At 42.2% G+C, this 22,106-nt stretch carries 18 protein-coding genes and 1 pseudogene; 4 read left to right on the top strand and 15 right to left on the bottom strand.

The window, feature by feature from the left end:
- Window positions 1-71: 71 nt before the first annotated feature.
- The gene (locus VJ786_RS02260) at window positions 72-539 is read left to right on the top strand and encodes a response regulator (protein WP_099364903.1); all 468 of its coding nucleotides are present in this window, start codon (window positions 72-74) and stop codon (window positions 537-539) included.
- Window positions 540-553: 14 nt separating this feature from the next.
- Here the strand turns inward: VJ786_RS02260 and VJ786_RS02255 are convergent, their stop codons facing one another.
- From VJ786_RS02255 to VJ786_RS02240, 4 genes are read right to left on the bottom strand one after another with little or no spacing between them, the layout of a single operon-like run.
- The gene (locus tag VJ786_RS02255; protein WP_336557163.1) at window positions 554-1,639 is read right to left on the bottom strand and encodes an ATP-binding protein; all 1,086 of its coding nucleotides are present in this window, start codon (window positions 1,637-1,639) and stop codon (window positions 554-556) included.
- Window positions 1,640-1,674: 35 nt separating this feature from the next.
- Window positions 1,675-3,837, bottom strand: a complete 2,163-nt coding sequence (locus VJ786_RS02250) for a sensor histidine kinase (RefSeq protein WP_336557162.1) — start codon at window positions 3,835-3,837, stop codon at window positions 1,675-1,677.
- A 10-nt stretch (window positions 3,838-3,847) separates the two neighbouring features.
- Window positions 3,848-4,945: a ThiF family adenylyltransferase gene (locus tag VJ786_RS02245; RefSeq protein WP_336557161.1), complete on the bottom strand. Its 1,098-nt coding sequence runs from the start codon at window positions 4,943-4,945 to the stop codon at window positions 3,848-3,850.
- Between the two features lies 1 nt (window position 4,946).
- Window positions 4,947-5,918, bottom strand: coding sequence for a hypothetical protein (locus VJ786_RS02240; protein ID WP_336557160.1), 972 nt, complete (start codon window positions 5,916-5,918; stop codon window positions 4,947-4,949).
- Window positions 5,919-6,079: 161 nt separating this feature from the next.
- On the opposite strand from VJ786_RS02240, the gene mobC reads away from it, so the two are divergent.
- Window positions 6,080-8,062, top strand: coding sequence for a conjugal transfer protein MobC (gene mobC, locus VJ786_RS02235; RefSeq protein WP_336557159.1), 1,983 nt, complete (start codon window positions 6,080-6,082; stop codon window positions 8,060-8,062).
- A gap of 113 nt (window positions 8,063-8,175) precedes the next feature.
- On the opposite strand, the gene ybeY is transcribed toward mobC, so the two are convergent.
- Together ybeY and ruvX are read right to left on the bottom strand one after the other, a co-directional pair.
- Window positions 8,176-8,613: an rRNA maturation RNase YbeY gene (gene ybeY, locus VJ786_RS02230; protein WP_336557158.1), complete on the bottom strand. Its 438-nt coding sequence runs from the start codon at window positions 8,611-8,613 to the stop codon at window positions 8,176-8,178.
- Window positions 8,613-9,023 (bottom strand): Holliday junction resolvase RuvX, encoded by a 411-nt coding sequence (gene ruvX / locus VJ786_RS02225; protein ID WP_099364909.1) that lies wholly within the window; start codon window positions 9,021-9,023, stop codon window positions 8,613-8,615. Before ruvX ends, ybeY begins: the two co-directional genes overlap by 1 nt.
- Before the next feature lie 397 nt (window positions 9,024-9,420).
- Here ruvX and VJ786_RS02220 point away from each other — a divergent pair, with 397 nt between their 5' ends.
- Window positions 9,421-10,020, top strand: a complete 600-nt coding sequence (locus VJ786_RS02220) for a hypothetical protein (protein ID WP_336557157.1) — start codon at window positions 9,421-9,423, stop codon at window positions 10,018-10,020.
- Between the two features lie 5 nt (window positions 10,021-10,025).
- Here VJ786_RS02220 and VJ786_RS02215 read toward each other — a convergent pair whose 3' ends face one another.
- From VJ786_RS02215 to VJ786_RS02185, 7 genes and pseudogenes are all read right to left on the bottom strand, one after another.
- Entirely contained in the window at window positions 10,026-10,388 is a 363-nt protein-coding gene (locus VJ786_RS02215) for a hypothetical protein (protein ID WP_336557156.1), read from the bottom strand.
- A gap of 387 nt (window positions 10,389-10,775) precedes the next feature.
- Window positions 10,776-11,816 (bottom strand): glutaminyl-peptide cyclotransferase, encoded by a 1,041-nt coding sequence (locus VJ786_RS02210; RefSeq protein WP_336557155.1) that lies wholly within the window; start codon window positions 11,814-11,816, stop codon window positions 10,776-10,778.
- A 7-nt stretch (window positions 11,817-11,823) separates the two neighbouring features.
- Window positions 11,824-12,162: a YraN family protein gene (locus tag VJ786_RS02205; protein WP_336557154.1), complete on the bottom strand. Its 339-nt coding sequence runs from the start codon at window positions 12,160-12,162 to the stop codon at window positions 11,824-11,826.
- 17 nt (window positions 12,163-12,179) lie between these two features.
- Window positions 12,180-14,174 carry a DNA primase gene (dnaG, locus tag VJ786_RS02200; protein WP_336557153.1) on the bottom strand — a complete coding sequence of 665 codons (1,995 nt, stop codon included), beginning with the start codon at window positions 14,172-14,174 and terminating at the stop codon, window positions 12,180-12,182.
- 89 nt (window positions 14,175-14,263) lie between these two features.
- Window positions 14,264-16,189, bottom strand: a complete 1,926-nt coding sequence (locus tag VJ786_RS02195) for a polysaccharide biosynthesis protein (RefSeq protein WP_336557152.1) — start codon at window positions 16,187-16,189, stop codon at window positions 14,264-14,266.
- Between the two features lie 249 nt (window positions 16,190-16,438).
- Window positions 16,439-16,759 carry a hypothetical protein gene (locus VJ786_RS02190; protein WP_336557151.1) on the bottom strand — a complete coding sequence of 107 codons (321 nt, stop codon included), beginning with the start codon at window positions 16,757-16,759 and terminating at the stop codon, window positions 16,439-16,441.
- A 114-nt stretch (window positions 16,760-16,873) separates the two neighbouring features.
- Window positions 16,874-17,862: pseudogene (locus tag VJ786_RS02185) on the bottom strand (IS3 family transposase).
- A 310-nt stretch (window positions 17,863-18,172) separates the two neighbouring features.
- Here VJ786_RS02185 and VJ786_RS02180 point away from each other — a divergent pair.
- Complete coding sequence (locus VJ786_RS02180; protein WP_437129005.1) at window positions 18,173-18,673, top strand: IS66 family transposase; 501 nt, start codon at window positions 18,173-18,175, stop codon at window positions 18,671-18,673.
- A gap of 204 nt (window positions 18,674-18,877) precedes the next feature.
- Here VJ786_RS02180 and VJ786_RS02175 read toward each other — a convergent pair whose 3' ends face one another.
- Window positions 18,878-21,280 (bottom strand): GumC family protein, encoded by a 2,403-nt coding sequence (locus VJ786_RS02175; protein WP_336557150.1) that lies wholly within the window; start codon window positions 21,278-21,280, stop codon window positions 18,878-18,880.
- A gap of 7 nt (window positions 21,281-21,287) precedes the next feature.
- Entirely contained in the window at window positions 21,288-22,043 is a 756-nt protein-coding gene (locus VJ786_RS02170; protein WP_336557149.1) for a polysaccharide biosynthesis/export family protein, read from the bottom strand.
- Window positions 22,044-22,106 lie beyond the last annotated feature (63 nt).

Below are 22,106 nucleotides of genomic sequence, written 5' to 3'. Positions count from 1 at the left end.
CGTTCCCCGCTTAAAATACATATTCCGAGATTCGGGAAAATATTGCTAATTTTGTAAGAAATTAAAAGTAGATGGAAACAGGCGAAAAGATCAATATTTTGTATGTGGATGATGAAGAAAACAATCTATTCTCCTTCAAGGCCAGCTTTCGGCTTAAATATAATGTTTTCACCGCCTTGAATGGCCCTGATGCAATGGATATAATTTCCAAGAATGAAATCCACATCATTATCACCGATCAGCGAATGCCGGGGATGACTGGAGTGGAGTTCCTTGAAAAGGTGATCGAACTGGACCCCAGTCCTATGAGGATACTCCTTACAGGTTATACGGATATGACCGCGGTGGTCGATGCAATCAATAAAGGTAAGGTATTCCACTACCTGAACAAGCCCTGGACCGAGAGCGAAATAGATGGGATCATTTCCAAGGCCTTCCAGATCTACCTGAACAAGAAGGAGATAATCGAACAGAACTCCAGGCTGGAACTTTCCAATGAACAGCTTGAATTCCTATTAAGGCAGAAACTCCTGTCCTAGGAATCTCCTAGCAATCACTTGGTGGGAATAATGACCTTGAAGGTTGCCCCCATCCCAAGCTCTGAATCCACTAGGATCTCACCTGAGAGCTTCTGGATCGCGCTCTTAACATTATACAATCCAAATCCCATTCCATGCGCCTGGTCGCTTGCACGCTGGAATAGATTGAAAATAATCTGTTGGCTCTCCTTTGGGATCCCGATCCCGTTATCCATGACCTCCAGAACCGCATGATCGGGATGGGTGACCACGGACAGAAATATGCTCTTGTTCTTCTCGGTTTCCTTCTGGTACTTGATGGCATTGGAAACCAGGTTGTGGATGATGAGTTCGATGATCGATCTATCATTTATGAAGGCATAGACCTGGTCGACACGCGTATCAAGATTTACACCACTCCCATTTGCATAGACCTTATAGAAATCCGTTAAATCATCAAATACTTCCTGGAAATCAATTTTTGACAGGTTCAGCCCCCCTCTCCGCAAGAGGTAATAGTCCCTTAGACTGTCGATATAGTCCTCCAATTTGACCAATGACTTGCTCATGAGCTTTAGTATTTCGTGCAATTGGTCCACACTGTTGAACTCAAGGGCAAGTTTTATGGCGCTCATCATCCCTGCCAATGGATCCTTCAGGTCATGACTGACGCTGTAAGAGAATTTATCGAGTTCATCATATGCCTTGACCAGTTCCTGGTTCCTCTGGTCAAGCAGTGTATTTGCGAGATAGTACCTATTTGCCTCTTCAATGCATGAAAGAAGTTCTCCCTCGTTCCAGGGTTTGCCCATGAAACGGAAAACATGTCCCCTGTTGATGGAATCCAAGACGATCTGGGGATCTGCGTATGCTGTTAGGAGGATCCGAACAGGTCGCGGGAAATCAACCTGGATCCTCTCAAAGAATTCCACACCCTGCTCTCCAGGCATCTTCTGGTCACAGAAGATGATCCTGATATTGGGATTCATGGTGAGCAGATTGAGTGCCTCTGTGGTATTATCGGTAATGTGGACATTGTATCTAAGCCTTAAGAGTGCCTTGAAGGAATACAGGTTGGCCTGTTCATCGTCTATGTATAATATATCAAATTTCTTTTCCATTGTTAACACTTTTTAATGAATTACCGCTCAAATGCCTAATTGTTCTGTCTGACCGGAAGAATGATTATAAATGTAGTCCCCTCACCCTGAACTGACTCAACGAGGATCTTTCCGTTATGGCGCTCAATCGTCTTGTAGGCAATGGACATTCCCAGACCTGTACCCTCGCCAACTTCCTTGGTAGTAAAAAACGGGTCGAATATCCTGTTCATGATCTCCTTTGGGATCCCAGTTCCGTTATCCTGGAACCGGATTTCTACCTCACCGTTTTCCTCGATCAGACGGACCTGGATGGTTATCCTGGCACCAAAGGATTCACCGAACTTTTCACTAAGGGCATGTATGGAATTAGTAAGGATGTTCATGAAAACCTGGTTGAGCTTTCCCGGGAAGCACTCGATGAGGGGGATTTCCTGGAATTCCTTTTGGACCTGGATAGATTCCCTGATCATGGTATTTAGGATTACCAGAGTGGACTCGATCCCCTGGATTATATCAGCGAACTTCAGCGAATCCTCATCAACACGCGAAAAGACCCTCAGGCTCTTGACGATCTCCGAGGTCCTCTCCGCCCCATCCTGGACACCCTTTAGCAAAAAGTGGATCTCCTGTTTGAGGTAGGGAATATCCTGGTCCGATTTGGCAAGCTCGATCAAGCCCTTTTTCTGTTCCGTTCCCAGACCATCGGAGATCGCTATATCCTCCAACCTCTCCAAGAGTTCCCAGAGTATTTCAATGTCCCTTCTTAAAGGGGTTATACTGGATGTCACAAAATTGATCGGGTTGTTTATTTCATGAGCTACCCCCGCGGTAAGCTGTCCCAGGGATGCCATTTTCTCCGATTCCACCAATTGAGCCTGAGTCTCACGAAGATCGACCAGCGTTTTATTGAGCGATTCATTTGACATCTGAAGTTCATGGGTACGTTTCTGAACCTGATCTTCCAGGATCATATTCTGTTCCATGATCAGCCTTTGGTTCTCGCGGGAGATTTCCAGCTCACGTAGTTTGGCTGCAATGAGCTCCTTTCGATAACTGTTGATCTTATCGGCAAGAGCAAACGACAGGATCAGCGCCTCGATTATAGATCCGATCTGAATGGCCCGTGTAGTAAAGACATTTGTCGGAAGAATCTGATAATCCTTTAGAATGAAAACCAGAACTGAGATGATAAAAACATACCAGGCGAACAGGAACAACCTAGTCTGTCTTCCTCCATTCTTTCTCAAAATGGAGGCCATCAACAGTACGATTATTCCACCCACTCCGGCGATCATGTTCACGGCCTTGTAGGATAAGGATATATAACCCATCAATAATAGGACCATCGATAGGAGATAACCCAACAAAAATATGTTCAACAAGGAATTGAAATGCTTTGTTCTTGTGGAGGTCTGGAGGAAGGTCTTAACGAAATTTATGGTCGCAATTCCCGACATAGCACCCCCGAATGTCAGTACCCTGGAATTGATCCATTCATTGCCCACCTGGAATATCCGCTCGAAAAGGCCAAGTATGGCTAGTTGAGCGAACATCACCCAGAACACATAGCCAACATAGCTGAGGTAGTTCCTGTCTTTGGTCGATATGTATATGAAGCCGTTATAGAAGATAAGGGAGAGCATCAGACCAAAATATATGGCCGAGAGGGTATCCTCCTGCTGGAGGAAACGGAAAAGCCCAGTAAGCGAATGAAGAGAAACGGGTACAGTCAGCTGTGTGCTACTGGTCAGCTGCAGGTAACAGATGGCCCTTTCTCCCTTTTTCAGGTGCAGATCGAAAAGAAAGAACTGATGCTTGAACTTCCTCCTGTTCAAGGGCTCTCCCAGAAAGTAGACCGTGCTGTCGGTTCCGCTAGGTCCTACACGATAAAATTTCACCCGGTCTATATTAGGCATGGAAAGGTCCAACATCAGGTTCTCCTTATCGGATTCATTGAGTATCTCCAATTTTATCCAATGGACACCCCGGTCGATACCGAGATTTGGGACCTCGATACGGCTCTGTTCGAAAAGCTCCGGCCTGGAAAGAACTTCGCGTAATTCAAGTTGGTCCGACTCCTGGGAATAAATTTGCAGTTTCTTCCCCAAGTAAAGGATATCCTCGCCCTTGTAACGTATAATGTTGTCCCCTGCCAGGATTTTGGCCGAAATGGATAACAGAACAAGGCAAAGGAAAAAGGGACGGAACTTTCGCATTTGTTATTTTTTAATATGGTTTACCGGTCAAAAGTTCATGAAGGTCAAAATATTGCCTTCCTGAAGCAAGAGCCTCACCCAACAACAGCTTTCTTGCGGTCCAACAGCAAAGGGCTGCCCCCAACATGACCTCGGAGGCCAACTGTGGCCAAGATTTTAGCCTTGAACCCAACATCGGAAGGGATTCCTGCATCCGCGGAGAGATTTTCCGCGGATCAACGATCTTCATCAGTATCTCCAAACGTTTGGCAGGGTCGATTTTCTCCGGATCCCCAATATCCGTTCCCTCCAATAAACCGTGGAAGATCGGGCGGCCCGGTTCCAGATCGAACCTTTCTATATCCAACATCCCCCTATCATTTGTCTCCATGATGACAGGTACACCCAAATCCCTCGCCATCATACGGCTTTCGATCTTCACCTGCAATCCATCACAGACTTCCACCAATAGATCCAATGGTGATCCTCCGCCGAAGAAATCCGTATAATTGTCCTTTCCCACCCCTAAAGGGAAGATCTCCACTTCAAGGTAAGGATCTATCTGGGCGATCTCTCGGGCGGCCAGGACAACTTTCGGCATCCCTAGATCCATCACCCCGGATTTCAAACGGTTCATATTGCTCAGATCCAGTGTATCGAAATCTGCCAGTTTAAGCCTCCCGCAAGTCCTTTCCATCGCTATCGTCTGTGCGATAGCTGCTCCAACAGACAGACCAATAATGCCGATTGTCTTTCCCCTTAAAAGTTGTTGTTCCTCCGATCGGATCTTCAGTTGGTTACGGTTGGTCCTGACCTCTATGAATTCCTCCTCAGAAAGAATGTGCACTAGGCTACGCCTCCAGGGATAATACACCCATAGGCCAAATTCTTCAATTGGAATTCCTTTTAGAACGGAATGGAGAAAATCACTGAAACCAGAAAGCTCCCCATCAGATGGAAATCGGCACAGATAGAGGTCCACCAACTGGCTCTGTATCTGATCGTATTCCTGATCGATGTGGCCGTCCATCCGCAGCATATTGAGCTTCAGTAGGTCACTGGGGTTAGACAGATCGTAAAAACTGGGGCGGTATTGCCACTCCCGGTTCGGGAAATCAGGTTCTTTCATACTATAGGATTATGATTTTATCAGGATCGTTCTCTTTTGTTATGCTGCGGGGACCATTGGACATCTGTATGATCCGATTCAGGTCCCATCCCTCCAGATCATTAAGGCCAAGATCGTAATGTATCTCTATCTCCTTTGAGCGAAGGGTCTCAATCCTTGCTCCGACCCCCATTTGCCGCAGGTCCAGAATGGCCTGACGATCCAGTTCACTGGCTTGGGAGAGCTCCTCAACATCATCAAGGACCATGGTTGTTGCCAAGAGGTCCAATTTAGGATAATAGAAGGTGCCATTGTTACCCACACCCGTCTCCTGCCGGTAACCGACAGCCTTCGTAAGGTTTATGGTGTATGGCGCGCAGAGCGCAAAAAGTGACTTTAACCCAATCTTCGGTGCAATGGCAATTGCTGCTCTGGTCAAAAATATACTTCCGATACCATAGCCTGCAATCTCCCGGGAATTCCACAGTCCACATCCCTCACCCGTGCCGGACTGGGCATGGGCCCAAACTAGATCAAAAATCTTGGGATCCATCATTCCCGTCGCCTCTTCTATGGGAAGGGCCTGTGTTCCGCCAGCCACATGGATCCGGGCACCCCCATAAACGAAATTGCCATCAAGGGATTCAACTATCAGTACGAAAGCTGCGGGATTGAACATCCAATCATCTTTTGAGGAAGTGACCTTTTTGACTCCAATGGCAGTCAGAACGTGTTCATGCCCCTTGATGAACCTTCTGCACGTTTCAGGATCATCGATCGCGCGAAATGCCCTAAGTCTGACCGTAGGTCGATTGTTATTGAGTATAAGAGACACAATTGATTCAATTTTGAAATAGCCAAAATATGGAAAATATTCGATAGTCGGATAGATGTTAAAACATTTTAGTTTCAAAAAAGAACCTGGGAAAACCGGAATGCCCATGATCCGAAGATTTCGGGTTAAATCCAAAAAAGTGGTCCAGGCAGCATACATGTCAGCTTATCCTAAAGTCTATGGTCAATTACCCCTCTTTCTAGGCACATGGATATAGCTATTTTTTTAGGGGTATATTTCCTGAATGATTCTACACTTAACTTTATTGAGCATCTGATTTCATAGGGAGTTCATATGCAGCAGTTAAAACAGGACATATCATGAATACCGGAGAGAATATCCAGGGCCTTCGAAAAGTGGGCGATCTGAGCCGAAGTATTTCAGTAGTACTTCTGATGCTCCATTATTACGTTCTGTTCTATCCAGAACTGCTAGGTACCGGTCTGACCAATAGATTTTCCGACAGGCTCTTGGCCAGTTTATACAAAACAGGATTTCTGGATGTTCCGGTCATAAAATCTGCGATTATATTCTTTCTGGTACTTTCCCTATTGGGGGTCAAAGGCAAAAAGGATAAGAGCCGCAAAAGCCACATTGCCCTGTCCATCTCCTTGATAGGATGTTCATTCTACCTGTTTGGTCATATGGCTCTTGCGGTAACCGGGAACCTTTTTCTTTCGCTGATCTGCTATACCACCATTAATTCACTAGGATACCTTCTCCTTATTGTCGGTATGACCCAATTTGCCAGGATCATCCATCTGGAAATGGGTATTCAGGATATCTTTAATTCAATCAACCAGACCTTCCCCCAGCAACAGGTCCTTTTGAAGAATGAATATTCGATCAATCTGCCGACTGAATTCCCCCTTGGAAGTAAAAGGAAGAATGGGTGGATCAACATTATCAATCCGTTCCGGGCAATCCTGGTACTTGGAAACCCTGGATCAGGAAAATCCTATTATGTCATAAGACATATCATTTCTCAACATATCCAAAAAGGGTTCACCATGTTCGTATACGACTTCAAATATGACGACCTTAGCCGGATCGCCTACCACCATTGGAAGAAAAACCGCAGCGGTTCAACGAAATCCACATCATTCTTCAGGATCGATTTCGATGATCTCCAAAGGACGCACCGATGTAACCCTCTGGAACCTTCGGCCATGAAGGACATTACCGATGCTGCCGAATCGGCAAGAACGATTCTCCTGGGGCTCAACAGGGATTGGATTAAACGTCAGGGCGATTTCTTTGTGGAATCAGCGATCAACCTCCTGACTGCAGTCATATGGTATCTCAGGATATATGATGAGGGGACCTATTGTACCCTCCCCCATGTCATCGAACTCATGCAACAGGACTATGACCGGCTCTTCTCAATTCTGAGGAGCCAGCCAGAGATCCAGGTCCTGGTGAACCCTTTTGTCAACGCTTATTTGAATGATGCCATGGAGCAGCTCGAGGGACAGGTAGCATCGGCAAAGATCGCCCTTGCCCGAATTTCCTCGCCCCAGATCTACTATGTTCTCTCAGGTAACGATTTTGACCTTGACATCAACAATCCGGACAATCCGAAGATAATTTGTATGGGAAACAATCCCCAAAAGATACAGACCTATGGTGCCGTGCTTTCGCTCTATGTGAACCGTTTGATCAAACAGGTCAATAGAAAAGGTGTGCTCAAAAGTAGCCTGGTGTTCGATGAATTCCCAACGATCTATCTAAACAACATAGACAGTCTGATCGCTACTGCCCGGAGCAACCGGGTATCCACGACACTTTGCGTACAGGATATCAGTCAATTAAGAAAAGATTATGGCAGGGATCTCGCTGATGTCATATTGAACATCGTGGGAAATGTAATATCAGGTCAGGTTTCAGGTGAGACCGCAAAACAGCTATCGGACCGTTTCGGGCGGATCGTCCAGCCCAAAAGGAGTATTTCGGTCAATTCCAATGACACCTCCGTCAACCATTCAACACAATTGGATACGGCCATCCCTGCATCGGTCATCTCCTCCCTATCCGCCGGAGAATTCGTAGGTCTTGTCGCTGATGATCCAAAGAACCCGGTTGAACTGAAATCATTCCATGCCAGGATCATCAATGACCATCGCTCACTGCAACTCGAGGAACAGGAGTATTCCCCCGCTGAGCAGATTGGAAACCTACAGGAGAAATATGTCCATGATAATTACAGGTTAGTAAAATCCGAGGTATCCGATCTGGTCATATCGGAAATGGACAGGCTATTGTCCGATCCTTCCCTCAGGCACCTGGTCGTTTCAAAAAAATGATTTGTCCAATCTTCCTTATCATCCCTGGAAATTCATGCTATAACAAATGTAGGAGTGGACCAAGGTAAACCTTACAATTGATTGGAAGGATTGTAGCCCACAAGATGGAACTTCTAAACGAATCCCCTAAGAGAGAGTGCTTCATCCTCTTTAGCCCTCATCCGGGATTTATCTCCCTTGTCCTTATCCTGATAGCCGCAGAGGTGGAGGATCCCATGGATCAGCACGCGATGGAGTTCATCGGTCTGGCTTACCCCAAATTTTATCGCGTTCTCTCGCGTCCTGTCCACGGAGATAAAAACATCTCCCGCAATGGTATCCCCATCCTGGGAAGAATCAAAGGTTACAATATCCGTATAGGTATCATGGGCCAGATATTGCCTGTTGATCTCCAGAAGGTAGGCATCAGAGCAGAACACGAAGCTCAGTTCACCAATGCGCCTAAAACCTTCCTGCTTGATTACCGCAGCGATCCATTCCCTTATCTTCTTTTTATTTTTTATGGAAAAATCTATATCCTCCGAGAAAAAATGAATATCCTTTAATGCCATTATGATGATTTACTTTGCATGTAAGATTGCAGAATAATGGTGGCAGAAATACTGTCCACAAGACCTTTATCATGTAGTCTCCTTTTAAGACCAGATTCGGTGATTGTCCGCTGGGCAATTTTTGAAGTAAACCGCTCGTCAACTTCGACCACAGGGATATTGGGGAAACGCTTCCGTAATTTACGTATGAAGCCGCGAACATGTTGGGCAGACTGCGATTCAGTCCCGTCCATCTGCCTGGGGCTTCCCACGACAAACGTTACCACTTCTTCCGTCTTAAAATATTCCGTCAGAAAATCCCATATCGCATCTGGGTGAAGGGTCTTTAGGGACGTTGCGATCAATTGCAAGGGATCGGTAACCGCTATCCCCAGTCTCTTGGTCCCATAATCAAAGGCCATTATTCGCATATCTTTACTTTTAGGACAAAAATACACATTGTTGGCCCTTTGCCAATGAAGGTTGCCATATTTTTTTCAAATACTCCAAAGTGACAAACCAACCAATCAATTACTTGACCACAACAGTATATCTACATAAAACGGACCTGTCCTACATAGTGATTCCCCATTTGGAACCGGCAAATTCAAACGATTCCAAATTCCCCAATGGCCTGATTTCCTGATTGGGATTCTTGAAAAAGCCACATAGAGCTTCCGAGCTGGTATTCTAGGTTACCATTTCTTATCTGGCAGAAATAGCCACAAAGCTAAATTTAAGACACTTCCAATCCTTGGGAAATCTCCCTAAATCGCAGATAAAATTAAACTAATCCAGTCTTGTGGCTGTTCTTTAATAAAACGTATTATGGAGCATAAGATACCAGCCCATCACGAAGGCAAAAAGATGGACATTGTGGAATCCGTAGATTTTCAAAATGAAACCATTGCAAAAGAATTTTTCTCAGAGGCAAAGGCTCGATTACTCAGCATCAACAAATGGTTTCAAGTTGCTGAACTGCCCGCTTCAAGTTTTGAGCATCTGGATGCTTTCGGACAACACAGTAATGAAGAGCCGCAAGAAGGAGATTTTATAAAAATTGATATTCCAGGTCCTGGCCTAAAGAGTACAGGAGGGTACGACTATGTGCAAATCGAACAGATAAGTGTAACTTTTGGGATTGACCAGGATCTTATTACTTTAACTGTCCGTCCGAGCTCACAACCCAATGTCGAAGATGACCATGAAACCAAACATTTCTTTAAAAACTTGGCAACTTCCACGTTCCAAGTAAGAAGGGTGGGCAATACCGTAACCGCTAATTATTATGGTCGAAACGAGCTGATGAATCTGCGATTAGATTCATTTATGGACAGGATAAGGAACCTGTTTGTAGCTCTTGGAGCAAAGTTGGGTGCCTCTTCTGTACAATGGGAGGCTTTGGTAAAGGGAATTATAAAGACCTAAATATATTATTTACAAAATAAACCTATTTCCATGCCCCTATCGTACCGAGTAAACTTGGTATAGTCATGATTTATTGTTAACTTAAACTGGGAAATTCGCAGAACAAGGCCATTATAGGGTGGGCCCTGACCAATATGTCCATTCGGTTGCGCATTTTTTTTCAGACTGAATAGCCGATCCTGACCTACTTCCTTGTTCCCATTACCCAAAAGAATGGTCAATTCAGTGAAGTGACGTAAATTCGGTAGTTGATCGCCGTGTACGACCTTGTGCTTAAACCAGTTAACAAAGATATGGATAAAATGGATTTTCGGTTCGACATCGCTTTCCTGCGAGGGATGGCCATCATCGCTGTGGTACTGTACCATCTACATTTACCATATTTTAAGAACGGCTATCTAGGCGTAGACATCTTTTTTGTTATCTCTGGGTACCAATTCTTTCATTTGCTACTAAGAGACATTCCAAATGGAATGATCAGACGCTTGAGCTCATTCTAAGGGGTGGAAACTTCTCGTTTTACGACCCCGGGAATCCCGATATTGAGATCCCCTTTTCTAGGATCAATCGTCCTCACGGCTATCTAATTCTTTTTATAGGAATATTAGAGTAGCCCCAATGAAAGCAATCAGCTTCCCATTCACACAAATCAACAGGAAATATCTACCCTTATAGTAAGTCTAAAGAGAGAGATGGCTAGATAGGAATTGGGAAGAATAGTAAATTTTCAACAAAGAAATCTAAAAATAATCTGTTTACTTTATCCTAACTTCGTAAAGCTTGGTCCAATCCTTTCCAGTTACCAATAGAGTTTTCGAATCAGCCCTATAAGCTACCCCATTCATTTCATTGCCTGTCGAAGCGCGTTTGCCATCATATAAACCAACAAAATTCACTTTTCCTTCCACTATACCGGTTTTCGGGTCAATGATCACCATGATATCCCTGTCTGCATGGTAAAGATTCGCATATACCTTACCATCGACAAACTCCAGTTCATTGATGCTATCAACCGGGCCATAATCATCATAGATCACGATGGAACCTGTTTCCTTCAAGGTAGTAGGATCCAAAAAGAACAACTTATTCGTACCGTCCGATTTGATGAAACGTTGCCCATCATAGGTCAAACCCCAACCTTCCTTACTCTCCCCATAGGCAAAAGTACTCAATTGCTTAAAGCTGGATTTATCGAACACCAACCCTTTCATCTCTTCCCAGGTCAGCATGTAGATTCTATTTCCTACCACGGTCATCCCTTCTCCGAAACTCTCCGAAGGAAGATCATGTTTCTGCAATACTTTTCCCGAAGTAAGATCCACTTTACGTAGGGAAGAACGTCCCTGCATTCCAGTTGATTCGTACAATACCCCGTTATCGTAATATAGCCCTTGGGTAAAGGCTGTTGAATCATGTGGAAAGGTATTGACCACTTCAAATACATAGTTCTTAGGTGTAGGTGGAACGATCAATAATTCACTATAGGCCATATCCTCTTTTCCGCCTGAATAGATCTTAGCTGTCAATTGTTTATTTCCATAACCAATCTCATTGGAATCAAATACCACGGTAGACGTATCCGATTTACGTTCGAATACTTCACCATCGATCGCATAGACCACTGAATCCAGACTGGCATCTGTAAAGTTCAATTTCACCTGAACTTTATCTCCTTTCAACACCTTACTACCAGTGACCGGATTTACAAATTCCAGTTCTCCTTTTTGTGATTTACAGCTCATGACCAACAAAAAAGGTGTCATCAAAAGGCTTAAACCCGATAATTTCGTGCTCATTTTCATATTAATATTTCCAAAATGCGTCTCGTATATAGTTTACTTTATTCTCAATAAATGTGACCTGATCAAAACGGATTTCCCCTTCAAAGCCGGAGATCCGTAGATAGGCCAGCGCTGCCCTGCTCAATCGTTGTATCTTCTCCTTGCTTAAGATCTTATGGATTTCCACAAACTCTCCCTTTCCCCGTAACTTGACTTCCACAAAGACAAGTACCTTTCCATCCATGCCGATCAGGTCAAGTTCCAGGTGCTTAAATCGCCAATTCGTCTCCAACACCTTCAGTCCTTGCCTCTCTAAGAATAACCGTGCCATTTCTTCGCCTCTCTTTCCTAAATCCGACACGTCATATCCTCCAGAAATTATTTAACCACCGTATTCCCCAGTAAGCTCCCCAACAATTTCTCTCCTTCCTTCAGCATCTGGTATTTTGTCAACAGCATGGATATCTCGTCAGCATCCTGCACCGTTTTCAATTCTTCCCGAATCTGATGAATTTGCTGTTCAATTTTATTCTTTTTCAACCGGAAAATCAACTGATTCACCAAATCTTTTAGTTGATCTTTCTCCTCAGGCACAAAAATCTTGCGCTTATCATCATTCCAATTCGGTGAAATATCGTACCTATTGGCCAAGGAATCCACAGCCAAGGCAGATACTTCCACATTTTCATGGGCGAAGAAAAACTTCGCTTCAGGCACCTGGTATTTTTCCGCTTGTTTTTTAAATTCTTCGACAATGAGCTTACAGGCTGGATCCACTAGCTCCACATCACTCAGACTTGCCAACAGAAATGGTGCAACCGGCACATCGCCATTGCCTTCCCAGGTAACCAGTTCCCGACCATAATTCAACAGTACGCGAACAAATTCCCTTTCCATGAGGAGCTCGGAAGAAATAACCTTCGGTTTTGAAACTTCCGGTAAAGCGATTCCTTCTGCCTGCATGGCCGCCAACATTTCTGCCGGAATAAATTCATCCAGATCAGGGGCTGAAGCTGCGGCAGCTTGGTTAGCGGCCTGATTAGCCTCCTTCCTATCCTTTGCCTTCGCTGTATCGATCCGAATCTTATTGAGTTCGCTCAACAATACCCTTTCCTCGATATCCAACAAGGTACTACATTGTTTCAGATAGACAGACACCTTGATCTCATCGGGAATCAAAGCGATACTCTGCACCACTTCCCGGATCACTTCTGCACGCTTGATCGGATCCCCACCGGTATCCTTCAATAATATATTCGTTTTATAGAAAACAAAATCTTCCTTATGTTTGCTCAGGTATTCCTTGAATGCACTGGCGCCGAAGGTCTTTATATACGAATCGGGGTCATTGCCATCCGGGAACAACAAAACCTTTACATTCAAGCCTTCCTCCAACAACATATCCGTTCCTCGCAAGGAAGCCTTGATTCCTGCCGCATCCCCGTCATAGAGGATGACCACATTCTTGCTATAGCGGGAAATCAATTTGATCTGTCCAGTCGTCAAGGAGGTTCCCGAAGAGGATACGACATTTTCTACCCCAGCCTGATGGCAGGAAAGGACATCGGCATAGCCTTCCACCAAATAACAGACATCGTTGTCCATAATTGCTTTTTTTGCCAGGTGGAGACCATAAAGTATATTCGATTTATGATAGATTTCCGATTCCGGAGAGTTCACATATTTCGGAACGGTCTTATCCGTTTTTAGGGTCCTACCGCCGAATCCCAATACACGACCGGTTAGGTTATGGATCGGGAAGAGTACCCTTCCCCGGAATCTGTCGTAGAGCGATTTATCATCCCTTTCTACGGCCAGTCCCAGTTCGATGAGGAATTCCTTGCTGTATCCTTCCTCCTGCGCCTTGTCGACCAAGCTGGTCCAGGCATCAGGGGAATAACCCAACTCAAATTTCTTGATGATGTCTTCACGGTATCCGCGTTCCTTAAAATAGGATAGACCAATGGAACGACCAAGATCAGAATCCCAGAGTTGTTCGCGGAAGAACTTATTTGCCCATTGATTGGTGACATAAAGGCTTTCGCGTTTATCCTGCGCAGCAATCTGCGCCGGCGATCGTTCTACTTCTTCAATGGGAATATTATAGCGATTGGCGAGGTATCGAATGGCCTCAGGATAAGGGTATTTCTCATGCGCCATGATGAATTTGAGGGAGTCGCCTCCCGCTCCACATCCGAAGCATTTATAGATACCTTTGGAAACAGAAACATGAAAGGAAGGCGTTTTCTCGTTGTGGAAGGGACAATTCCCGATCAGGGAAGTTCCTCTCTTTTTCAGATCCACGAAATCACCCACCACCTCTTCTATACGAGCCGCATCCAGTACCTTATCAATCGTTTCTTTAGTAATCAAAGCTAATATCCTTTCTCACAAATATAGGGAAAAATAAAAAGGTTGTCTTTACTATGCAGACAACCTTTTCCTTAAAAAATAGTTAAAAACTATGCAATTTCTTTTTTATCCAGTTTTGCGAATATGGAGTTCTTGGAGATGTATTCTGGAACGATTTCCTTCAATAGCTCGACCAATAACATCGGGTTATGGTCTCCACTCTGTTTTACCACAATTCCACATAAATGCTCGATCTTAGACTGTTTCATCTCGAGATCATCTGTATTGACCCTTGCAATCATGATCTTTTCATGGTGTGTTTTGGTCGTATTCTCATTATCGGCAAGCAATTCTTCGTAAATCTTTTCGCCTGGACGCAAACCCGTAACTTCGATACCGATATCCTCTGGATAATTGAAACCTTTCAATCGGATCATACGGATAGCCAGATCCATGATCTTAACTGGTTGCCCCATATCGAACACATAGATCTCCCCACCTTTACCCATCACGGCCGCTTCCTGTACCAATTGACAGGCTTCAGGGATGGTCATGAAGTACCGCGTAATATCCTGATGGGTCACGGTCAATGGACCGCCCTTTTTCAATTGCTTCTCGAACAATGGAATAACGGAACCATTGGAACCCAACACATTTCCAAAACGGGTGACGATGAAATTGGTTTTGCTGCGTCTGCTCAATCCAGAAACATAGATCTCGGCAGCACGTTTGGTGGCTCCCATTACGTTGGTCGGATTCACCGCCTTATCGGTAGAAACCATCACGAATTTTTTAACACCGTATTTATCGGCCATATCGGCCAAGTTTTTAGAACCCCATACGTTGGTCAAGATTGATTCGTACGGATTCTGCTCCATCAACGGTACATGCTTGTAGGCTGCTGCATGGAATACAATCTGCGGAAGGAACTGCTCAAAAACAGAGTCCATGAACTGTCTATCTCTTACGTTTCCTACCATAAATAACACGTCCTTATGGCAATTGCTTTTTAACTCCTGCTGAATATCATATAGCGCTGATTCCGCCTGATCAATAACGATCAGTTTATCGAAATCGGTGAATCCGATCTGACGGACCAATTCCGATCCAATGGAACCTGCACCACCGGTAACCAGGATGATCTTTTCGCGGAACATCTCGTGGATTACCGGGTTTTCGAGTTTTATCGCCTCCCTACCTAATAGATCATCGATTTTTAAGGTGCGTAGTTGTCTTGTTGCCACCTTTCCGCTCAACATTTTGGCGGAGGTAGGCATGATCTTCAATTTTACCGGTAGGGGTTCAATTAAAGAGGATATGCGGGACAACCTGTCTTTATTATTATCATCCAATGCAATGATGATGCTGTCGATCTTCAATCCACGCACATATTCTGCATTGAGTTCCTTTTGGTCTAATATTTTATAGCCATTGATTAACTTTCCAATACGGCTCGGGTTATCATCGGCAAAGGCCACTACTTTAACTTTCTTTCTCACATCATTTCGTAGAAGATTCAAAGTAGTTGTTCCCATATTACCGGCGCCAAAAATTAATACGCGTTCCACCTGTCTTCCACCGAAAAAGAACATCTCGTAAATGTTTTTGTAGAGTACGCGCGCAGCTACCAAACAAACGGTGGTAAAGAAAGCGTGGGTAAATAAAACGGCATAGGAAAGCCTAAAATATTGACCTATGACGTCCGTATCTTCAAAATTTCCTCGAATAAAAAAGGCGATCAACATCAAAGCCAACCAAGCCACTGCTACCGCCTTAAATATAGACCAAGCATCTCGAAATCCGGTTTGACGGATAATCCCTCTATAGGTTTTGAAATACAGGAAGGAGAAGTAATACACAATGGTGACTATTATGGATTTTTTCACCATTAATTCGATGGAGAATTTGCCACTAAAACTCGTGATTACAAAATTTGACAGGTAATAACAAAATATTACCATCAATATATCAATCATCAAAATAACCCATCGAGGGCTATCCTTTCGGAAATATTTATTATAACCTGTTAAATTCATTTTATTCTAATTCGAGCTTATTAATATTATAGCAAACGTGCGGAACCAAGTTTAGTTTCAGGAATGTTTATAATAAACATGCAAAGTTGATGCCATTAACCATGTTATATGTTTTATGCTTTTAATTAGTATGATATGGTTAATATCTCTAAACAGGTAAATGCCCGAACAAAAATACAATAAAATATGCCTAAGCATATAGAAAACTTAATTTACAGAAAAAAATAATATGAAATTAACAACATGATTTTACCTATTCAATAAAAATCCTTTTCTGCAAACGGTTGCAGCATCAACATTTGTTAAGCATCGTAAAAAACCAATTGGAACATTATTAACAATTCCTTCAACGATGTCGTTCATCCTTCGGAACAATTCGCTATGCCAGCGAATACCGGTGCAGCTGGGGAGCAACGCTAAGAAAGCTTTCATCCCCTCTAAGTGTTCAAAACGATTTTCCTTAAACTGATGCAATCGAACAATACCGGCCAGTTCCACTCTCATCGCTTTATAACAGGCGGTCTTCCCGCTCCATGGAGTTCCATAAATAAAACATTTACCATCAGGCATGATACGAATGGCTGGATTATCATGTAACCCTCCCTATTTTCGGACTGGCATCCAGGCGAGTTTTCAAATATAAATATAGTTGTTATCAATAGGTCAATCTTTTTTAAAGTTGACCTATTGATAACATGCCGCCGGCAGGGCATCGTATTCCATTGGTGTTTTTCCTCCCAGTGATTCATGTGGTCTTTTGTAGTTGTAATCCTGTAACCACTCTTCTGCGAGTATCTGTACTTGCAGAGTATCTTCAAAGAGGTAGGCATCTAGGATACTTTCACGAAAGGTGCGGTTGAAACGTTCAATGTAGGCATTTTGCATAGGCCTGCCTGGTTGGATATACTGTATCTCTATTTCTTTGTCAGCACACCATTCTCGAAATTCCCTGCTGATAAATTCCGGGCCGTTATCCGTACGGAAACGTGAAGGCTTTCCCTGCTCTTTTATGATGCGTTCCAATAGATAGGTTACTTTGCTTGCTGGCATACTATGTGCAACCTCAATAGCGATGGCCCGCCTATTAAAGTCATCAATGATATTCAGTGTCCTGAACTTGCGCTAATTGGTTAGTACATCGCTCATGAAGTCCAAAGACCATGTTTTTAGCGGCTTATCTGGAATCGACAATGGTTGCTTTACCCGGGTTGGAAGTCGTCTTCTGGTCTTTCTGCGACGATTCATCCCCAAGAGTTGGTACACCCTGCGTATTCGTTTGTAATTCCACTTCAGTCCCTCATGTCGGATCCGTGAATAGTAAAGGTCCTGTCCTTCGGTTGGATACCGATCGGCCAGCTCTCGGAGCTTCGCTATCGTTTCGCTGTCATCCTTCTTCTGGCAGGGCCTCAGAACTTTTTTGATAGTACGTCCTTGAGAATCTTATGGTCCAGGGCAAGGTCCGCATACATCTGTTTGAGACGGCGGTTCTCTTCCTCAAGTTCCTTCATACGTCGCAGCTCTTGGCTGTCCATCCCGGAATACTTCTTCTTCCAGTTGTAAAATGTGGCTTGGTGGACACCCAACTCCCGGCAGATATCAGAAGTGGATTTACCTGATTCATGTTGCTTGATCGCCGAAACGATCTGACTCTCGCTGATTCTTGTTTTTTTCATTGTACTGTTCTAAGTTACGAATTTTCGCATTTCAAACAGTCCGACTTTTCGGGAGGGTTACATCATTGAGCAATTCGGCATGTGGGAATGCTTTCAACCATAAGTGACTATGTGTCGCTGATTTTTTTGGCGACAAGGTAATTTATTGATCTCAGAAAGTGGCACAAATCAAACCGTAAACCATTGTTGTTTAGATAGTAGGGACATAGATGATGATTGACGGACCGTGGCACAAATCGAACCGTAAAATCAATTTAAAGAGAGAATATGTAACCAAAAGTTTCTTAAAAACTAATAATGGCACAAATCGATCCGAAATATACAACAGGAACTCTACCAAATAGAACATGAGGCAAAAGAGGAACAGCTTTCTGCTGAACAGATAAAAGAACGGCGCCTGGAAAAATCACTGAAGATCATCAATAAAATGGGCAAATGGATCTTCCAAGAGATCAAGAAAACCTTACCCAAAAGCCAGATCGGAAAAGCTATGGCCTATGCCTATGCACGTTGGGATGCCCTTTCGGCTTACCTAAATGATGGAAATCTGCAGATCGACAACAACCTTGTAGAGAATGCCATTCGCCCGGTAGCACTCGGACGCAAGAACTACTTGTTTGCAGGAAGTCATGAAGCAGCCCAACGATCGGCCATGATATATTCATTCTTTGCCATCTGTAAGAAACATGAGGTAAATCCATTCCAATGGCTAAAATACACACTCCTCAACATAGCATCTATAAACCATAAAAAGCTAAAGGAGCTGTATTCCCAGAACTATAAGCAAATTATTGAAAAGTCAATCATGTAGTTCATAGGACTGATACCTCGCTTTCACAAATTCATCCGGACGATTCATTACCCCATAGAAAGTTCCAGGTGTGGTTCCTTCTACCGATTCATAATAGGCATTAAAACGTCCCGGGGCATAATCATTTGGTCCGCCAGGAAAAAAAATGCCCTGCTAATAAATTAGCTGAACATTTTTTTGAGTGGTAGTCTTAATTATCTATCGTTATTTCTTTTTATTTTTCTTAAAGAGCTTCTTGAATTCTTTTTTCAATTTAGCCCTCAGGGATACAGAGTCCGAATCAATATAACCATATCCATAACCGTATCCATAACCATAACCATATCCTCTTGCAAAGTCAACGTCATTGATTACAACAGCCATGTTCTTCAACTTGCCATCTTCGTAAAGTTCCTTAGGAACATTCAATAAACGTTTGTCCAGATAATTCGCACGAGCTACATAGATAGTTAAATCTGCATTATCAGCAATCAATAAGGTATCTGTTACCAAACTAACCGGAGCAGTATCCACTAATACGTAATCATAGTTCTTACGACCATATTCAATCACATCATTAAAATGACCATTCATCAATAACTCAGCAGGGTTTGGAGCGATATAACCTGAATAGATGATATCAAAATCGTAAGGTGCAGGTTTTTTTAGAATGATATTTTCAACTGGCATATCCGGATTGATCAGGTATTGGGTAATACCGATGTTGGTATGCTGTAAATGTGATAAGCCTAGGTAATCCAGTACTTTTGGTGAACGAATATCCGCACCAATCAATAAAACCCTCTTACCAGACATTGCCAAGATTCTCGACAAGTTTGTAGAGACAAATGACTTACCTTCACCCGATGTTGTCGAAGTAACAAAGATAACCGCAGAATCCTTTTTTGCCCCCAACATAAAACTTATGTTAGTTCTCAAGATCCGGAAAGCTTCAGCAAGTGAGGATCTATCGTTATCTTTTACAATTGGATCCTCAGAACTTGGTAATTCTCCAAGGATTGGTGAATTAAATTTCTCTTCAATGTCTTTGCGTGAATGAATTTTATTGTCAAGAAGGAATTTAATGTATAATATTATGAAAGGCAAAAGTAAGCCAGCAATAAGAGCCCCGGCTAAAATAATCCCCTTTTTGGGAGAAACAGGAGTTTTTGCTCCATAAGCCTCATCAATAACTTTTAAAATAGCTGGTGTAGCTGAAGCTTTTATTTCAGTTTCTTCTCTCTTCTGTAATAAGAATAAATATAGTGATTCTACAATTTGTTGTTGGCGGGTTATATCTTTAAAACCACGTTCTTGATTAGGAACTTGATTGATCTTTCCTTCAAATTTATTCTTTTGTGATTGCAAAGAATTAACATTGCTCTGTAATACCTGTCTATAATTAGAAAGTGATGAATTGAGTGTTGAACCTAATTCAGTTATACTCTTATTTAAATTCTGAACAATAGGGTTATCAGGCGTTGCGGATTTAAGCATATCATCCCTTTCCAAAACTAAATCATTATAACTTTTTACAGTAGATTGTATAGTGGGATCATCCAAACCAATATTTGATGGAAGCAAATTTCCTGAATTAGTTTTTACAGCCCCCCCCATCATATCAGCTAAGCGAAGTTGAGTTTGATATTCTATTAATCTTCTTTCATTTTCAGAAGCATTTTGCATATAAAGCTGTACTTCGGATGTCATATCGACCATATTATTTTGATCCTTATAATCCGCGACCTTAGAATCTGCACTTGCTAAATCTCTTGATATTAATTCTAACCTCGAATCGATAAAATCAGAAGTAGCTCGAGAAACTCGTGTTTTATCTTCAGTTACATCCATATTATATTGGTCAATCAAAGAATTTAATAATATAACTGCCTTGTTAATATCAACTGAATTCATGGAAAAATTCACCACATAGGATTGCTTCTCCTTATTAGGTGAAATATTTACCTCTCCTAATAATCGATCAACTACTGAATTAACAGGTGTATAGGTTATTTGCAGATCTCCAGAATAATTCTTATTACTCTGAGCTAATATCATTGCTTGACCTAAAGTTGTATTAAATTTCTGTCCTATTTTAACCGTCCGCTTTCCACTTTCTTTATCTTCAATTGTTAAGGCATCTTCTCTTTTATTAACATTTACTGAATAGGATATAGAATCTAATTTTGATACATGAGGGTTTAGAAACACTAACCTCAAAGGAGAATTAGATTCAACCATTTCGGAAGACTTAACGTTTCCTTTGATCTTATAATTAAAATTCAAGCGATTTAATTCAACAACTTTCCTAAAAATCCTACGAGATTTTAAAACATCAATTTGATCTGAAACAAATGCAGGAGTACTACTTCCTAATCCAGACAAGGAAGACATTTCTGATAAACCGGAAAGTTCACCAGTGGCCTTATTTTCATCTTGTAATAAAATTTTTGCGGTAATATTATATATATTATCCGCATACCTCAAATAAATTATTGCACCTATCAGAAAGATCAATATTGAAACAATAAACCATTTCCAATAAAAAGCGTATTGTTCAAATAATTGCTTGAAATTAATATCTTGATCGCTTAAACTTGAAGAACTAGTAGGTAAATTTTCGTTCATGAATGTATTATTTAACAATAACTGCTATAATAGTAATAATTAAACCCGCAATAGATACAAAAATAGAGGTATTTTGGGTATATTTCGAAGATTGTATTTTAGCGCCGTTAGGTTCTACATATATAACATCATTTTGTTTTAGGAAGTAAATTGGAGAATTAAGAGACTGCCTTTGTGTTAAATCAATTCTATATTCACTTTTTTGACCGTTTTCTTCACGAACAACCAAAATATTTTTTCTTACTCCATTTATTGTTAAGTCACCAGCTAAACTTAAAGCTTCCAGGATGGAGACTCTATCATTATCGATTGTAAAAGTCCCTGGCTTAACAACTTCTCCCAATACGGTTACTCTGAAATTTTGAATGCCAATATTAACTCCAGGGTCTACAATATAGGGTTTAATTTGGTTTCTTATAAACGAAGTGGCTTCTAGTCGAGTTTTACCTTGAAGTTTTAATTTACCTAATTTTGGAAAATCAATTTCACCATTCTCATCAATTGTATAAGTTGGGATAAAAGGATTAGTTGATTGTAAAGATCCACTTTGATATGCATTAACAAGCGTAAAAGGCGTTGTTGCTCGGATATCATCCGCAGTAACGGAGATAGTAAGAATATCACCTGGTTGCAATTTAGGCGCATTAAGCTCGAAAGCAGTATTTAAGGACGTAGAATCTTGTTGAAAATATACAAGGTCATTCCTCGAAGCACAAGACGAAAACAGACTCAAAAGTATTATTAAATAAAGAAAAAATTTCATAATAAAAAATAGCTTAAATTTGATTAGCAAAAACTAGTCCAATCTATATTAAATAAACATTTA

It is taken from the genome of Sphingobacterium tenebrionis (assembly GCF_037126265.1).
In the GTDB taxonomy this organism is placed as follows: Bacteria; Bacteroidota; Bacteroidia; order Sphingobacteriales; family Sphingobacteriaceae; genus Sphingobacterium; species Sphingobacterium tenebrionis.
This window is presented reverse-complemented; position numbering and strand designations above follow the sequence as displayed.

Bases quoted from the DNA above. Each gene is read 5' to 3' on its own strand.
- VJ786_RS02195 (WP_336557152.1), bottom strand. From the start codon at position 16,189: ATGAATTTAACAGGTTATAATAAATATTTCCGAAAGGATAGCCCTCGA.
- VJ786_RS02250 (WP_336557162.1), bottom strand. From the start codon at position 3,837: ATGCGAAAGTTCCGTCCCTTTTTCCTTTGCCTTGTTCTGTTATCCATT.
- VJ786_RS02220 (WP_336557157.1), top strand. From the start codon at position 9,421: ATGGAGCATAAGATACCAGCCCATCACGAAGGCAAAAAGATGGACATT.
- VJ786_RS02260 (WP_099364903.1), top strand. From the start codon at position 72: ATGGAAACAGGCGAAAAGATCAATATTTTGTATGTGGATGATGAAGAA.
- VJ786_RS02215 (WP_336557156.1), bottom strand. From the start codon at position 10,388: ATGGTACAGTACCACAGCGATGATGGCCATCCCTCGCAGGAAAGCGAT.
- ruvX (WP_099364909.1), bottom strand. From the start codon at position 9,023: ATGCGAATAATGGCCTTTGATTATGGGACCAAGAGACTGGGGATAGCG.
- VJ786_RS02245 (WP_336557161.1), bottom strand. From the start codon at position 4,945: ATGAAAGAACCTGATTTCCCGAACCGGGAGTGGCAATACCGCCCCAGT.
- ybeY (WP_336557158.1), bottom strand. From the start codon at position 8,613: ATGGCATTAAAGGATATTCATTTTTTCTCGGAGGATATAGATTTTTCC.
- mobC (WP_336557159.1), top strand. From the start codon at position 6,080: ATGAATACCGGAGAGAATATCCAGGGCCTTCGAAAAGTGGGCGATCTG.
- VJ786_RS02175 (WP_336557150.1), bottom strand. From the start codon at position 21,280: ATGAACGAAAATTTACCTACTAGTTCTTCAAGTTTAAGCGATCAAGAT.
- VJ786_RS02240 (WP_336557160.1), bottom strand. From the start codon at position 5,918: ATGTATGCTGCCTGGACCACTTTTTTGGATTTAACCCGAAATCTTCGG.
- VJ786_RS02210 (WP_336557155.1), bottom strand. From the start codon at position 11,816: ATGAGCACGAAATTATCGGGTTTAAGCCTTTTGATGACACCTTTTTTG.
- VJ786_RS02170 (WP_336557149.1), bottom strand. From the start codon at position 22,043: ATGAAATTTTTTCTTTATTTAATAATACTTTTGAGTCTGTTTTCGTCT.
- VJ786_RS02190 (WP_336557151.1), bottom strand. From the start codon at position 16,759: ATGCCTGATGGTAAATGTTTTATTTATGGAACTCCATGGAGCGGGAAG.
- VJ786_RS02255 (WP_336557163.1), bottom strand. From the start codon at position 1,639: ATGGAAAAGAAATTTGATATATTATACATAGACGATGAACAGGCCAAC.